Raw genomic sequence first — 14,914 nt, forward strand, 5'->3', positions numbered from 1 at the left:
GTATTCTTAACCTTATAACATTTTCCCTTATTTGTTTAATATTACTAGCTTAAAGCATGATAGATAGCATCAAACTCAGACGAAGCAACATTATCATCTGGCATCCAAGACAACTCCCCCAATAGCGGCGCCTGAATCATATGTTTAAGTGTTGCTAGGTTCTCCTCATAACACGCCATCGTATCCTTTCCTTGATTCGCCACCCATCCAGCAACCTTTAAACCATCCCTAATAACAGATTCAATCGTCAATAACGCATGGTTAAGGCAACCCAACTTCATATTTACAACCAAAATCACAGGATACCCAAGAGACTTAGCAAGATCAGAAAGCAATTCACGGTCATTAAGTGGTACTCGCCATCCACCTGCACCTTCAACAATCATAAAGTCATGCGGTAGAAGCGCAGATCCTTTTATATAACCTTCGAGCCGCGAGCTCGTAATAAGCTTTCCTTCATGTGCCGCAGCGATGTGCGGAGCGATCGCCTCTTCAAGAACAACAGGGTTTATTTGCTCATACGCCAGCGCAATACTACCTGATGCCTGAATTGCAAGTGCATCGTCATTGCATAGCTTACCGTCAATATATTCAGCGCCTGCTGCAATAGGTTTTAAGCCAAACGCTCTGTCTCCATGACGAACGGCAGCTTTCAACACCCCTGTAGAAAAGTACGTCTTTCCGGCGTCGGTATCTGTACCCGTAATAAAAAATCGTTTTTTCATTCTTGCTCTCTTACTTTTTACGAATACGCGCAAACAAAACTTGATAACTTAAAGGAATGCCCTCGTCGATTCGATGCTTTTCATAAGCACGCACAAATTGCTTCCATTTACTCTTAGACATAAACTCTTTTTGCCCTTCAACGACAAGCGAAGCGCCAATTTTTTTGAGCGAATACAAAGCCTGTTTAACCGTAGGAAACGTCATAGTGATCTTTCTTGATTCGAATGAGACCACTTCAAACGAATGCCTTTCAACCGTTTTCAGTATATCGTGCTCTGATAAATAATGATTAATATGCGGTTTTTGATCCACCTGACGCCATGCATCTTCCAGCTCAATCATAGAACCGTTTAATAATGTCGAAAAAACAAACTCACCATTCAAAGCCAAGGCTTGACTCACTTCATGAAACAATTGATCTACTGACAGACACCACTGAATAGCAAGACTGGAGAAAAACAGATCGATACTTGAAGACTTTACGGGAAGTCGCTCAAAGTCTGCGACACAGACATCGGCCGCGACGCTATCAGCCTTTAACTTCTTAAGCATATCAATGGATATATCCATTGATAACACATGTGGCTGATTACCGTACCGTTCTCTTAAGGCTCTCGAACTACTTCCCGTCCCAGCCCCTAAATCAATTAATATCGGAACCGCTCCAGCGCCCCTAGCCTCAAACGCTTCAGTATTAAGTAAAGCCGCTTGAGGCGTTGCTATATCGCACTGAAGCGTGTCAGGTAAGAAGGCAGTTAGCTCCCTTAAGACCTGCGCTTGAAAGTCTGCGTAATCATTGTAGGTTGTTGCAGCTCGACTAAAATGACGAGCGACAGAAGATTTATAACGATGTTTATCTAATTCGGTTGGCATCAATAAAAGCAGTCACTCTTTCTAAGAAAAGCTCTGAGCACTCCATAAACGGTTGATGCGCAGAATCGTCAATAAACTCAACGGTTTGAAGCTCATTATGAGGGAGCTGTGCCCCCAAAGAAGCAAAATTAACGAGCGCATCTTGCTTACCATAAAAATGAGCATTAGGCAGGTCAAGCAATGCAAGCTCGCGCCTAACATCAAGCGACTTCAATAAATACAAACCGCCAGTCAAAGCCGCTTCATCAATCAATTCTTCATTTTGTATTGATCGGATGGCTTTCGTTAAAGCGCGCTCATCCTTCGCCCCAGAAGCTTGCAATGAAACGAACCGTTTTAAACCTTTTTTAGCGTCTTTTTGCACAAGACTTTGAAACAAATCAAACTCTTTAAGCGGCATGCCGCATGACCAACCTTCCCTCTCCACAAAGCTTGGCGCAGAAGCAAGAGTAATAAGCCCTTGGACGCAACTTGATCGGCGCGCTGCAACGTAAGTCGACACCATTCCACCCAAAGACCAACCTAACCACCAAGCATTGGAAGGAGCCACTCGAATCAATTGCTCTGTCAATGCGTCAACGTCATAGTTCGGTCCAATACGATTTTTTCGACGCCACTCTTCGCTGCAAGTGACCCCTGGAAGGCTAGCGACAACAACGTAGAAGCGTTCAGAAAGACGCTCGGCAAACTCATTAAAGATCTCTTTGGGCATTGCCCAACCAGACACGATAAAAACCGCCAGGTTTTCACTGTTACCAAATGATTGCGTTTCTATTGGCGTTCTCATGATAGACATAAACCTTAATTAACGAATCTTTCAAGCGTATCACACAAGCGATGGATATCATTGTGACTGTGCGCAGCACTTAATGTAATTCTCAACCTAGCTTGATTGTTTGGCACGGTCGGTGGGCGAATTGCAGTACACAAGATTCCTTCATTACGTAACAACGCACTTAATTCGATTGCTCGTGCACTAGAGCCAATCATAACAGGTTGAATCGCGCTGCTTGATGGCATCAACGCCAAGTCCAAAGAATGCATTCGCTGCTTGAAAAGCTCGATATTTGATACCAGTCGATGACGCAAACGCTCACCTTCTTCTGAACGAATCAACTCAAGACTTACCTTGGTTGCGTAAGCCATAGCAGGTGACATTGCCGTTGTATAAATATAAGGGCGAGCAAATTGAGTTAAGTACTCAGCCATCTCATGGGAACAAGCAACAAAGGCACCAGCTGTACCAAACCCTTTTCCAAAGGTACCAATTAACGCTGAGACAGAGGATGCACTCAGGCCTGATAAAGAAAGAGAACCTAAACCATTACTTCCCATGCACCCCAAACCATGTGCATCGTCCACCACAAAGAGATGCTCACTCTCCAACAGCAGATCAAGCAAGCCTTTGAGTGGTGCGATGTCGCCATCCATACTAAAGATGCCATCACTTACCAGCAAGGTAGGGCGACTTTGCTTATCGATAAGCTTCTTAGCGCTTTGTAGATCAGCATGCAAATAGCGACGAGTGGACGTTTCGGATAACTTAGCCCCATCGATTAACGAGGCATGATTCAATTTATCTTGAATCACCGTGTCACAATGACGACCTAATGCACTTAATACTGCAAGGTTGGCCATGTAACCCGTACTAAAAAGCATCACGCGATCGACGCCTAACCAATCACACAATGCGCGTTCTAGCCCATCATGAGGAGAAAGGTGTCCGCAGACTAGATGCGCTGAGCCACTTCCAACACCATAACGTTCAGCACCTTCTGCAAGGGCTTTCACTATAGTTGGATGCGACGCTAACCCCAAATAATCGTTCGAACAAAAAGAAAGAAACGCTTTTCCTTCGATTACAGGCGATACAGATTGAGGTGCATTGAGTACCTCAGTCTGACGATAAAGGTTCGCACTTTTCCTTTCTTCGACTGTTGTTATGATCCAGTCGGGCAGCGTCCTACGCACTGGCATCATAGAACATTTTTGATTCAGCTTGCTGACGCGCTTGACTTTCAATGGCCTCGACAACCGCTTCATCCGAATGCTCTTCGCGCTGCTCTGGGTTTATGCCCAACTTTTTGAACAACATACGATCTTGATCCGCTTCTGGGTTATCCGTGGTAAGCAACTTCTCACCATAGAAAATGGAGTTTGCACCCGCCATAAAGCACAAAGCCTGAGTCTGCTCAGACATACTCTGGCGACCTGCTGATAAACGTACGTGAGACGTCGGCATAATGATACGTGCAACAGCGATCGTACGAATAAAGTCAAACTCGTCTAAGTCGTCGACGTTTTCAAGTGGCGTACCAGCAACTTTAACCAACATGTTAATTGGCACGCTTTCCGGATGCGGCGTCATAAGAGAAAGCTGACGTAGCAAACCGACACGGTCTTTTTGCTCCTCTCCCATCCCCATAATGCCGCCACAGCATAGTTTAATACCGGAATCACGAACGCGTGACAGCGTATCTAAACGCTCTTGATAGCTACGAGTTGAGATAATGCTGTCGTAATATTCAGGTGACGTGTCCAAGTTATGATTGTAATAATCCAATCCTGCGCCAGACAGCTCTTTTGCTTGATCATCAGTAAGAGTGCCTAACGTAACACAAGACTCAAGACCTAAGTTTTTGACGCCCTTTACCATTTCAAGAACGTAAGGAAAGTCTTTCTTGGAAGGGTGCTTCCAAGCCGCGCCCATACAAAAACGTGTCGCGCCCTTGTCTTTCGCAGCTTTCGCTTCTTCTAGTACTTTTTGGACTTCCATGAGCTTTTCTTTTTCAAGCTCTGTATTATAGTGTCCACTTTGCGGGCAATATTTACAGTCTTCTGGGCAAGCACCTGTTTTTATGGATAAAAGCGTACTGACTTGCACCTGATTTGGTTTAAAGTTTTCGCGATGAACGGACTGAGCTTTAAACAACAAATCCATAAACGGAAGATCAAATAGCGCCTGTATTTCCGCCGACGTCCAATCGAAACGTGGTGTGGAATAGTCAGTAATGGACATAATACCCTCAAAATCAAATATGCAATGGAGTGCAATATTAATGGACTGGTCACACCTGTCAACCAGACTTTTCACCAAGATTTACTATAGATCACTAATTAAACAATGCTATTTATGCAAGCAGCCTAGCTCGTCATCACTTTGCAACTGGTGTCTCCCATTACTCAATACCAACCAAGCACGATGCAAAGGATGTGGAATAGCAGGAAAGTTTCCATATTTGTGTGGCGATTGCCAATCAACAACGAGACCCTGGAAGAGCTGTATAGTGGCGACCGATTATGAAAAAATCAATCGACATCTAATTCGCGCCGCTAAGTTTCACGACAATAACTATAACTTTCGAATTTATTGCGATTTACTCGCTCAAAAAGTAATACAACATTACAAACACGACATCCCTTCATTATGGGTGACCGTGCCTAGTCATATAAAACGCATAAGAGAACGAGGTAAATGCAGCAACGACGTTTTATATAGGACTCTTAAACAATCTGTATACCATATCTCGAAACGGGAACGACCAATTCAGAGAGTGCATTTAACCAAGGTCGAACATACTGCACCACAACACCGACAGAAGCGCTCTAAACGACTGACTATTCCAACCTCTTTATTTAAATTCGCTGGCACACTGAGCGGACACGTCGTATTGATTGACGATGTCATGACTACTGGCGCCACTCTCGAAGCCTGCACCAAAACACTTTTAAAAGCAGGCGCTTCCTCCGTTGACGTTTGGGTTATCGCTAGAACGCCGCCGTCTCTATAAGTCGGAACATATAAGAATGTAAAAATGAATAACAAAAACGACGCTAGTCAATGCATAAAAGTTTGGATACCATGCGCCAAGCTTAGTCACCGCTTTAGCGGCTTTATTAGTCTCTCTTACTAGAGAAAGTTGAAAAACACGTTAAGCACAGACAAGTTCAGACACTCTACCGTTTACGAAAAAATGCAGGTATTCATGAAAGACACCAACGATTACATTGAGTTAGACAAGCAACTCCTTTGGCATCCATATACGTCAATGACTAATCCATCGCCGCATTTTCTTGTCGACCACGCCAATGGCTGCGAAGTCACGCTAGCGACGGGAGAAACACTTGTCGACGGCATGTCGTCTTGGTGGAGCGTGATTCATGGCTATAATCACCCTAAGCTAAACCAAGCCTTGAAAAATCAAATTGACGATTTCGCGCACATCATGTTCGGTGGACTAACTCATCGCCCAGCCATTGAATTAGCCGAAACGCTAGTTAATATCGCGCCTCAAGGCCTTACACGTGTCTTTCTATCTGATTCTGGCTCAGTTTCTGTCGAAGTCGCCTTAAAAATGGCCATTCAATATTGGAACACTCAAGGGCACCCAGAAAAACAATTCTTCGCGACCTCTCGCAGTGGCTACCACGGTGATACATTTGCTGCGATGTCCGTGTGTGACCCAGTCAATGGCATGCACGGCTTATTTAGCAAAGCGCTGACCTCACAGCACTTTGTCGGCGCACCACCTACTGGTTTTAATACGCCGCTAGACCCAAGCTATTTAGAAGAGATAGAAACACTTTTTAAACAGCATCATGAAGTGCTTGCAGGCTTCATCATCGAACCTGTCGTACAAAACGCAGGCGGTATGCGCTTCTATAACCCACGATATCTAGACGAAATTCGAGCACTTTGCGATCAATACAATATTCTCTTAATTTTTGATGAGATTGCGACAGGGTTTGGCCGAACTGGCAAAATGTTTGCCGCCGACCACTGCAACATTTCACCAGACCTGATGTGCGTAGGCAAAGCACTCACAGGTGGCTATATGACATTAGCCGCGACACTGACCAACGACAAAGTTGCACTGGGCATCAGTGACAATGACGGCGTCTTTATGCACGGTCCTACGTTTATGGGAAATGCATTAGCATGCAGCGTCGCTAATGCCAGTTTAGAGCTTATCCAATCAAACGACGTGATATCCAAGGTTAACCAGATAGAAGGCTGGTTAAACAAGCACCTAAGTCGATGCGCAACGCTTTCTAATGTAAAAAGCATCCGATGCCTCGGCGCTATCGGCGTTGTCGAACTCAACACACCAGTGAATTTACATGAGATACAACCTAAATTCGTTGAGAAAGGGGTATGGATTCGTCCTTTTGGGAAGCTCATCTATCTAATGCCTCCATATATCATTACCGAGCAAGAGATTGAAAAGCTTAGCACTGCTATTTTTGACGTCGCCTCAGAACTTGGCTAGGGAAGGTATGAACAAGCCCACTGACTTCAACGTGTGGATAAATAAGGCTAAAAATAGCACCAAGTAAAAGAGTCAGGGCTTTGAACTTGAATTCAGGAGCCATGACTCTATTAATTTAGATAACAAGTAGACGAAAAGCTAAGGCTCTTTATTAGACAGTACCTTTCAAATTCGAACGACTCTAAAATTAGCTAGGACGATATTTACGCTGAAGGCCTTGCAAGAAGTTCCGAAGAATTTGGTCTTTGCACTCTCTATAATGACGGTTATCAGGCTTACGGAAAAACGCGCTGAGTTCATGCTTACTTAAACGGAATTCTGCAAGCAGCATAATCTCTAAAATATCTTCCGCTTTCAGGTTCAAAGCGATGCGCAGCTTTTGGAATATAACATTGTTACTCAGCGTCTCTTCCAATCTCGGCTGCTCGCCTTCACGCTTGCCACGTTTAAAGTTAATATAACCGTTTAAAAATGCGGCCAGCTCTTTGTCGCTTAATTCAACAAAGGAGCTGTCGTCGTCTTTTTTCAGCCAACATGTGATTTGTTCATCTGTCACACTAAAGTCAGCTGAAGAGAAAACCTCTCTAACTACACTGTCTTTTAAATCAAAGGTGTAGCGTACACGGCGTAAGATATCATTATTATTCAAAATGCTTCCTAGTCTTAGGTAAATCCGGCGTTATCAACGTGATCACCAGAAGACGTGGATATTATCAGGTTTGCGCTCTAGCCCCTACAAAATACAATAGTAAAACCATGGGGCAAGCTTTTGTTTTTTCTGTCGAGGCGTATTACACATCCGCTAATACGCCTTGTGCATAAACTACTGCTTCATTCGATCAGCCAAATTACCTTGCTCATAAGCCTCTTCTTCGATGTGCGAAATATTCAACACGATACTCTGAGCTCTTTCACTGGCTTGTAGGCTAAGCTGCTCAACTTGGTGCATCTGTTCATTTAGCGCTTCAGCAACCTGTGTTTGCTCATTGGTAGCGACATTAATCTGGGAAGTCATCTCGACCACTTTACCAATTGCTATGTCAATTTCGACCATATTCTCAGCAACCGAATTAATACGCTCAACCCCTAGTTGCGCCACTTCCGTACCTTTATCAATGGTATTGAATACGTCATTGGTATTTTGTTTAAGCTCTTCCGTCGTATCATTAATGCTTTGTGTCGCATTTTGAGTACGTATAGCGAGAGCTCGAACTTCATCGGCAACAACAGCAAAACCACGCCCTGCCTCGCCAGCACGAGCAGATTCGATTGCAGCGTTAAGTGCCAACAAGTTGGTTTGCTCAGCAATGTCACTAATCGAGCTTACCAATTCATTAATTTTGTCGCTCTGCTTCGCTAACACATCGACAACTGTCTTAGCATCGCTAATCTCTTGATATACTTTTCGGATCGTCGAACCGGCATCTTGTGCAAGCGTTTGACTTTCACGCGCCTGCGCACTCACCGCTTCGGTTTCCTCTGCGGTCAACCTTACGTTTTCGGAGATTGAGTTAACACTTGCAAGCATCTGAGACGTCGCAGAGGCTACGCTCGCGTAGGTTTCTCGCTGCTTGCTAAAATTGGATAGGTTATTGGTAACATTCCCTTTTGCTTCAGAAGCCCTATTTCTAAGCTGTAATGAGCCTTCCGCGAGCCTATATCTAAAGGTGTGAGCAGCGGCCTCTTTATGAAGTTGAGCAAAACGAATCGCTGACTGTGAACCAATACTTTTACAATACAAGTACTGACCTATCGGATTATGCGCTTCTTTCGGCAAAGACGATAAGGTTTCCGTTAACTCGGACCGCTGACCAAGGGTTAGGACAATACCAATTAAAGCCACTAAAGGTGCGAGAATTTGCAATGCCAAATAACTGCTACTTAAACCCGCCAAACCAATTACCGCAAACAGAAGCGTGCTTATCCAAAGCTGCTGAAATAAAGCCGCCTGTATTTTAGTCGCTGTTGGCGCAACCGATTTTCCAGCGTTCACTCGATCATATACAGATTGAGCATGCTTTTTTTCTTCAACGGTCGCTTTTCGGCGAACGGATTCATATCCGATTACTTTTCCGTTATCTAGCAGTGGGCTAACATGTGCGCTCACCCAATAATGATCGCCATTTTCACAACGGTTTTTAACCAATCCCATCCAGCTGTTGCCCTGCTTAAGGTTTGCCCACATATCTGCAAAAACGGCAGGCGGCACATCTGGATGTCGAATTAGGTTGTGAGGTGCACCGATAAGCTGATCTCGCTCATAGCCTGCAACCGAACAAAATGCATCATTTACAAATGTTATACGTCCTTTGACATCAGTACTTGAAACCAACACCATGTCTTTCGAAAAATCGTTTTCTCGATTTGTTACAGGCATTTTACGCATATTCTCTTCGACCTTCGATAATTGTAATTATTTGAAACGAGCTCTATTAATAACATGAACAAGCAACAGTGCCGACCACTAACTGTCAAAATTAAGGAGCAATGTTAAGGAGACTAAGGACACATTAATCGTCACCAAAATCTTGATAAGCATCGGGAGACAAATCCTCAAACCGAGTATGCTTACCCACGAACGCCAATCGACATGTTCCGATCGGACCATTACGCTGCTTACCGATAATAATCTCAGCAATGCCTTTGTAAGGCGTATCTTCGTGATATACCTCATCACGATAGACGAAAGAAATAACATCCGCATCCTGCTCTATCGCTCCAGATTCACGCAAATCTGAGTTTACTGGGCGCTTATTTGGTCTTTGCTCCAAACTACGGTTAAGCTGAGACAGTGCAACCATAGGGCAACTCATTTCTTTAGCAATCGCTTTAAGAGATCGAGAGATCTCAGAAATTTCATTGGTACGCCCTTCTGTAAAACCAGGAATCTGCATCAATTGAAGGTAATCGACCATGATCAATGCAACGCCTCCATGCTCTCGGGCAATACGCCTGACACGAGATCGCATCTCAGTGGGGCTAATCCCGCCCGTATCATCTATAAATAGCTTTCTATCTTTCAGCATTTTTACAGCCGACATCAACTTATCCCAGTCTTCCTGTATAAGTTGGCCTGACCTCATTCGAGTTTGATCTATTCGCCCTAACGATGACAGCATACGAATCATCAACTGCTCTGCGGGCATCTCTAGACTGAATACGATAACAGGAAGTTCGCTGATCATAGCGGCATTTTCAACCAAGTTCATCGCGAATGTAGTTTTACCCATTGAAGGTCGACCGGCAACAATAACTAAGTCAGCTGGCTGTAAACCTGACGTCATTGCATCTAAATCCGTAAAACCCGTACTCAACCCCGTAATTGACCCTTCCTGGTGATAAAGCTCATCGATCTTGTCGACGGTAGCGCTTAGAATGTCCGCAACCTCTCTAGGCCCGCCTTTTTTCTCACCACCTTCTGCTATCTGAAAGATTTTTCGCTCAGCTTCATCAAGCACCTCAGCGGCGTTCATGCCTTCTGGGTGAAATGCTCTATCGGTGATTTCATTTGTCGTTGAAATCAAACGCCTTAATAACGCTCTCTCTCTAACGATATCCGCATACGACGCAATATTCGCAGCACTGGGTGTCGCCTCAACCATTTCAATGAGATACGCCATGCCGCCCACATCTTCAAGCTCGCCGCGCTTGTCTAGACGCTCACCGATAGTTACTACATCGATAGGCTCAACTTCATCCGCGAGTTTTGCTATGACGGAGAAAATACGGTTATGCTCAGGGCGATAAAAATCATCTGCTACAACCAATTCAGACACTCGATCCCAAGCTTCAGGATCAAGCATCAAGCCGCCTACAACGGACCTTTCGGCTTCAATTGAGTATGGTGGAAGTTTAATGCTGGCTACACTGTCGTCGTCTTGCACGCTTTATCACTCTTTATGGAAAATCTGTGACTCTAGAAAATCTATAGGACTAGAAGATCTATGAATCGAATTATATTTATCAGGGGAAACTCCCCTAAATATTGATGTCAATCAAAGCTTAACATCAACCATAAAAAAAGGGCATCCATGAATTTGGACACCCTTTTTAATGCTTCATACCATAACAAAAATGTTATGAGTATTACTGAGCTGTTACTTCCAAAGTGACAGTAGCAACTACATCAGAATGTAGTTGAACGTCAATTTCGAAAGAACCAGTGTGGCGAATAGCACCTTCAGGAAGACGAACTTCTGATTTAGATACTTCTGAACCAGTTGCAGTGATTGCATCAGCAATATCGCGAGTACCGATAGAACCGAACAATTTACCTTCATCACCCGCGTTTGCTTCAATAGTAATTGTCTTACCATTGATCGCATCAGCGCGAGTTTGTGATTCAGCAGTACGTGCTGCTGCTTTTGCTTCTAACTCAGCACGACGCTCTTCGAATGTCGCCAAGTTAACTTTAGTCGCCATTACAGCTTTGTTGTTCGGAATCAAAAAGTTACGAGCATAACCTGGTTTTACAGTAACAACGTCACCGATACCACCTAGCTTGTTTACTTTGTCGAGTAGAATAACATTCATCTCGATCACCTCTAATAAAATCTTTAGCTTTCGTTTGAGCCGGAAGGGTTCGCTTTAAAACGACTGCGAATATCTACAAAGCTATCAATAATGGCCAAGACCATCACCACGCTCAAAAAGTACACATTCAACATAAATAAGCCGATTAAATAGAACAGCACCAATCCGGCCAACCCAATTCTTTTTTTCGCTAGAACGCCATGTACCAAAGCCAAACCAGGCAATACAAGAGCAGGAATAGACGCCTTGGCAAAAATTTCAAACTGCCCTTCAAGACTCTCTCCGATAAACACCATTGCGACTAGCGCAAGAGCAAACGGAACAGGGAGCCTAAGAGCATGAAACTCTTTTTTTAACCCTCCAGGGTTGTACAATCCCGCTTGCCAACGTCTTGCTAAAAACAAGGCACCAACAGAAGCAAAAACTTGAACAACCGATATCGCAATAACAGACTTTTGAAATATCGTTTCTTTCGAGAGCCCAACCGTACCATTCTGATTCGCTAAAATATGTTGTGTAAGCTCAGTCGCAAACTCCAACATATCCCGCATAATCAGCGGTTGTAACCAAGCGGATAGAATTGCCAACCAACTTGCTGACAATATCACCCAACTCCAAGATACTTTCAGCCTTAATATATAAGCCAATAATAAAGTATCCAGTAGCACCATTAGCGCTGTTGCATCGCCTTGAAAGAACCACAGCAATAAAGCTGGCAGCCCTCCCCAAGCTAATACAGGAATCCCTTCTTTTACACCCTTTCGAAGCACCACCAAACCTAAAATGGCGGCGGCTAACCAAAACATAACAGGGATGACAGAGAAAGCAGCCACAGATATAATGGCATTCATTCTCTTTTTCATCACCCAATCAGCTAGACCGCTCATAGCAGGGCTTCTACAGACCTATTAATTAAAGTGGCTGTCAGTGTAAGGAAGCAAAGCAATGTAGCGAGCGCGTTTGATAGCAGTCGCTAGCTGACGCTGGTAACGAGCTTTTGTACCAGTAATACGGCTAGGTACGATTTTACCAGTTTCAGTGATGTAACCTTTCAAAGTATCAAGATCTTTGTAATCGATCTCTTTAACGCCTTCTGCAGTAAAACGGCAGAACTTACGACGACGGAAAAAACGAGCCATGAGAGTCTCCTAATTAAATTCTATTATTCAGCTGAATCTTCAGCAGCAGCTTCTTCTTTCGCTGGTGCTTCAGGTTTACGCTCTTCACGCTGAGGGCGACGATCTTCGCGGCTTTCAGCAGCTTTAATTGGAGAAACTTCTGTTACCGCATCTTTACGACGGATAACCATGTTACGGATGATCGCATCGTTGTAACGGAAAGTATCATTTAACTCAGCTAGTACCGCTTCAGAAGCTTCGATGTTCATAAGAACATAGTGAGCTTTATGAATTTTGTTGATTGGGTAAGCTAGTTGACGACGGCCCCAGTCTTCAAGACGGTGAACTTGGCCACCATCTTCAGTGATCAAGTTTGTGTAACGCTCGATCATAGCTGGAACTTGTTCGCTTTGATCTGGATGAACCAGAAACACGATTTCATAATGACGCATTTAAGCTCCTTATGGATTGTTAGTCTCCACGCTTCCCCCGTGTAAAGCTGTGAGACAAGGAGTATTGATTTACGGGGACGCGCATTATATAACACACATTCAAAGAAACAAACCCATTTAAGGATATTTAATGACCAATCAAAGACAGGCAATGTTATTTGGGCTCGGGGCCGTGTTACTTTGGTCAACCGTTGCGACCGCGTTTTCGCTCGCACTTCGACATTACTCTCCCGTTCAACTACTTCTCATCGCGACATTTACATCCTTCGTTTTTCTACTTTCAATCATTATTAAAAATAGAGAGCTAGAAAAACTGATCGAGTTTGGGAGAAAAGAGTGGAAAACCTCTTTGCTTTTGGGGGGCATCAATCCATTCGTTTATTATTTAATATTGCTGTATGCGTACGAACAACTCCCCGCTCAAGAAGCTCAAGCGATTAACTACACCTGGGGCATTGTTCTAAGCTTTATGGCCGTCCCTTTTTTAGGGCAGAGATTGCGCCTCGCGGATCTTATTGCCGCTTTTTGTTGCTACTTTGGCGTCCTTTACATTGCCACTCGAGGAAACGTATTCTCACTTGAGTTTGCCAACGTCCTCGGTGTCTCTCTAGCACTCATCAGCACCTTCATATGGGCACTATATTGGCTGATCAATACGAAAGACAAACGCCCTAATTTAATAGGGCTTACGCTTAACTTTGCTTTTGCATTACCACTCATTGCAATCTATGCGCTGCTTACAGGTGCATTTCAAAATTGGCCAGATAACGGACTCCTCCCCTCCATTTATATTGGTTTCTTTGAAATGGGAGTAAGCTTCATTTTATGGAATTTAGCGATGAAGCGAGCGGAAAGAACAAGCCAGTTAGCCAACCTAATTTTCCTTTCTCCCATTCTATCGATTGTTTGGCTTTCGCAAATTGCGGATGAGCCGATACTCATATCGACTGTAATTGGGTTAGCCTGCATTTTGACAGGATTAACTGTTCAAAACTGGAAAAAAACAAAGTAGCCACCATTTTGAAAAATACGAACGCCTATATTTTCCCTCTACTCTCGATTGTCTTTTGGTCTGGAAACTATGTTCTTGGGCGAATAACCCTTAATCAAGGCATGGACCCTTATACAATGTCATTTTTAAGGTGGCTGCTAGCATGCGCCTTCTTGCTGCCTTTTACCTATAAAGCAATACTACGCGAACGTCAGATCATAAAAGACTGCCTTCCATTGCTTATCCTAATGGGCGGCTTAGGCGTCTGTAATTACAACCTATTTCTCTACATCGCGCTGACAACAACAACCGTTACTAACGCTGTGCTTCTAAACTCGTTAATGCCCATTTTGATTATGTTAGTGGCACGCATACTACTCGGTAGCCGTACTAGCCCACTACAAAATTTAGGAATTGCGATATCGACAATAGGCGCTGCCGTTATTGTCAGTAGAGGGAGTATAGACACGCTACTTCATTTAACCATTACACATGGCGACATGTGGGTAGTTGCTGCCGTTTCAAGCTGGGCGCTCTATTCCGTTCTGTTGTCCAAGCGCCCAAAAGCCATGTCGCTCTATGCCTTTTTTAGCGTAACAGCTATCATAGGAACGCTTATACAAGCACCCATTTATCTGGCCTTTGGCACCCACTCCGTTGCAGAGCTTACTGCAAATAACTGGCTAGTATTGCTCTATATGGCTTCTTTCGCATCGATCGCCGCTTTCATCTGCTGGAACAAAGGCATTGAAAAAATAGGCCCAGCAAGCGCCGGCCACTTTATTCATTTAATGCCTATTTTCAGCGTCGCGCTTTCAATCCCCTTATTGGGAGAAACCCTAGAGACCTTTCATTTACTCGGCGTTATTTTTATCTTAAGCGGCATTTTAACGGCTACCGTACTAAATAACAGAATTCAACGCATACAAAACTAGGCGCCACCACCGTGGA

The 14,914-nt window shown here is 44.0% G+C and carries 16 protein-coding genes; 4 read left to right on the forward strand and 12 right to left on the reverse strand.

The features are described from left to right. Positions 1–44: 44 nt before the first annotated feature. The 5 genes from bioD to bioB are packed head-to-tail and all read right to left on the reverse strand — an operon-like array spanning position 45 to position 4,618. Entirely contained in the window at positions 45–725 is a 681-nt protein-coding gene (bioD, locus tag MARME_RS16340; RefSeq protein WP_013662365.1) for a dethiobiotin synthase, read from the reverse strand. 10 nt (positions 726–735) lie between these two features. Next, positions 736–1,599, reverse strand: coding sequence for a malonyl-ACP O-methyltransferase BioC (gene bioC, locus MARME_RS16345; protein ID WP_013662366.1), 864 nt, complete (start codon positions 1,597–1,599; stop codon positions 736–738). Next, a complete protein-coding gene (locus MARME_RS16350; protein ID WP_013662367.1) occupies positions 1,580–2,386 on the reverse strand; it encodes an alpha/beta fold hydrolase in 807 nt (268 codons plus the stop codon). Before MARME_RS16350 ends, bioC begins: the two co-directional genes overlap by 20 nt. 14 nt (positions 2,387–2,400) lie before the next feature. After that, complete coding sequence (gene bioF / locus MARME_RS16355) at positions 2,401–3,642, reverse strand: 8-amino-7-oxononanoate synthase (protein ID WP_223294986.1); 1,242 nt, start codon at positions 3,640–3,642, stop codon at positions 2,401–2,403. Further along, the gene (gene bioB / locus MARME_RS16360; RefSeq protein WP_013662369.1) at positions 3,563–4,618 is read right to left on the reverse strand and encodes a biotin synthase BioB; all 1,056 of its coding nucleotides are present in this window, start codon (positions 4,616–4,618) and stop codon (positions 3,563–3,565) included. Before bioB ends, bioF begins: the two co-directional genes overlap by 80 nt. Positions 4,619–4,886: 268 nt before the next feature. Between bioB and MARME_RS21585 the strand changes: the two genes are divergently transcribed. Together MARME_RS21585 and bioA are read left to right on the forward strand one after the other, a co-directional pair. Next, a complete protein-coding gene (locus tag MARME_RS21585; protein WP_049787789.1) occupies positions 4,887–5,390 on the forward strand; it encodes a ComF family protein in 504 nt (167 codons plus the stop codon). Between the two features lie 195 nt (positions 5,391–5,585). Beyond that, the gene (gene bioA / locus MARME_RS16370) at positions 5,586–6,869 is read left to right on the forward strand and encodes an adenosylmethionine--8-amino-7-oxononanoate transaminase (RefSeq protein WP_013662371.1); all 1,284 of its coding nucleotides are present in this window, start codon (positions 5,586–5,588) and stop codon (positions 6,867–6,869) included. Positions 6,870–7,056: 187 nt separating this feature from the next. On the opposite strand, the gene MARME_RS16375 is transcribed toward bioA, so the two are convergent. From MARME_RS16375 to rpsF, 7 genes are all read right to left on the reverse strand, one after another. Continuing rightward, the gene (locus tag MARME_RS16375) at positions 7,057–7,518 is read right to left on the reverse strand and encodes a YehS family protein (RefSeq protein WP_013662372.1); all 462 of its coding nucleotides are present in this window, start codon (positions 7,516–7,518) and stop codon (positions 7,057–7,059) included. A 174-nt stretch (positions 7,519–7,692) separates the two neighbouring features. Next, positions 7,693–9,246: a methyl-accepting chemotaxis protein gene (locus MARME_RS16380; protein ID WP_223294987.1), complete on the reverse strand. Its 1,554-nt coding sequence runs from the start codon at positions 9,244–9,246 to the stop codon at positions 7,693–7,695. A gap of 133 nt (positions 9,247–9,379) precedes the next feature. Then, positions 9,380–10,753, reverse strand: a complete 1,374-nt coding sequence (gene dnaB, locus MARME_RS16385) for a replicative DNA helicase (protein WP_013662374.1) — start codon at positions 10,751–10,753, stop codon at positions 9,380–9,382. A gap of 202 nt (positions 10,754–10,955) precedes the next feature. Next, entirely contained in the window at positions 10,956–11,402 is a 447-nt protein-coding gene (gene rplI, locus MARME_RS16390; RefSeq protein ID WP_013662375.1) for a 50S ribosomal protein L9, read from the reverse strand. Positions 11,403–11,425: 23 nt separating this feature from the next. Beyond that, positions 11,426–12,289: a YybS family protein gene (locus MARME_RS16395; RefSeq protein WP_013662376.1), complete on the reverse strand. Its 864-nt coding sequence runs from the start codon at positions 12,287–12,289 to the stop codon at positions 11,426–11,428. Positions 12,290–12,310: 21 nt separating this feature from the next. Beyond that, the gene (gene rpsR / locus MARME_RS16400) at positions 12,311–12,541 is read right to left on the reverse strand and encodes a 30S ribosomal protein S18 (protein ID WP_013662377.1); all 231 of its coding nucleotides are present in this window, start codon (positions 12,539–12,541) and stop codon (positions 12,311–12,313) included. A gap of 23 nt (positions 12,542–12,564) precedes the next feature. Then, positions 12,565–12,972 (reverse strand): 30S ribosomal protein S6, encoded by a 408-nt coding sequence (rpsF, locus tag MARME_RS16405; RefSeq protein ID WP_013662378.1) that lies wholly within the window; start codon positions 12,970–12,972, stop codon positions 12,565–12,567. 130 nt (positions 12,973–13,102) lie between these two features. Between rpsF and MARME_RS16410 the strand changes: the two genes are divergently transcribed. Together MARME_RS16410 and MARME_RS16415 are read left to right on the forward strand one after the other, a co-directional pair. Beyond that, the gene (locus tag MARME_RS16410; protein ID WP_013662379.1) at positions 13,103–13,984 is read left to right on the forward strand and encodes a DMT family transporter; all 882 of its coding nucleotides are present in this window, start codon (positions 13,103–13,105) and stop codon (positions 13,982–13,984) included. A gap of 8 nt (positions 13,985–13,992) precedes the next feature. Continuing rightward, the gene (locus tag MARME_RS16415) at positions 13,993–14,898 is read left to right on the forward strand and encodes a DMT family transporter (RefSeq protein WP_013662380.1); all 906 of its coding nucleotides are present in this window, start codon (positions 13,993–13,995) and stop codon (positions 14,896–14,898) included. Positions 14,899–14,914 lie beyond the last annotated feature (16 nt).

The sequence above is a fragment of the Marinomonas mediterranea MMB-1 genome, from assembly GCF_000192865.1.
Taxonomy (GTDB): Bacteria; Pseudomonadota; Gammaproteobacteria; order Pseudomonadales; family Marinomonadaceae; genus Marinomonas; species Marinomonas mediterranea.

Bases quoted from the DNA above. Each gene is read 5' to 3' on its own strand.
- bioC (WP_013662366.1), bottom strand. From the start codon at position 1,599: ATGCCAACCGAATTAGATAAACATCGTTATAAATCTTCTGTCGCTCGT.
- MARME_RS16350 (WP_013662367.1), bottom strand. From the start codon at position 2,386: ATGAGAACGCCAATAGAAACGCAATCATTTGGTAACAGTGAAAACCTG.
- MARME_RS16410 (WP_013662379.1), top strand. From the start codon at position 13,103: ATGACCAATCAAAGACAGGCAATGTTATTTGGGCTCGGGGCCGTGTTA.
- bioA (WP_013662371.1), top strand. From the start codon at position 5,586: ATGAAAGACACCAACGATTACATTGAGTTAGACAAGCAACTCCTTTGG.
- MARME_RS16395 (WP_013662376.1), bottom strand. From the start codon at position 12,289: ATGAGCGGTCTAGCTGATTGGGTGATGAAAAAGAGAATGAATGCCATT.
- rpsF (WP_013662378.1), bottom strand. From the start codon at position 12,972: ATGCGTCATTATGAAATCGTGTTTCTGGTTCATCCAGATCAAAGCGAA.
- rplI (WP_013662375.1), bottom strand. From the start codon at position 11,402: ATGAATGTTATTCTACTCGACAAAGTAAACAAGCTAGGTGGTATCGGT.
- bioB (WP_013662369.1), bottom strand. From the start codon at position 4,618: ATGTCCATTACTGACTATTCCACACCACGTTTCGATTGGACGTCGGCG.
- rpsR (WP_013662377.1), bottom strand. From the start codon at position 12,541: ATGGCTCGTTTTTTCCGTCGTCGTAAGTTCTGCCGTTTTACTGCAGAA.
- MARME_RS16380 (WP_223294987.1), bottom strand. From the start codon at position 9,246: ATGCCTGTAACAAATCGAGAAAACGATTTTTCGAAAGACATGGTGTTG.
- bioD (WP_013662365.1), bottom strand. From the start codon at position 725: ATGAAAAAACGATTTTTTATTACGGGTACAGATACCGACGCCGGAAAG.
- bioF (WP_223294986.1), bottom strand. From the start codon at position 3,642: ATGAAGCGGTTGTCGAGGCCATTGAAAGTCAAGCGCGTCAGCAAGCTG.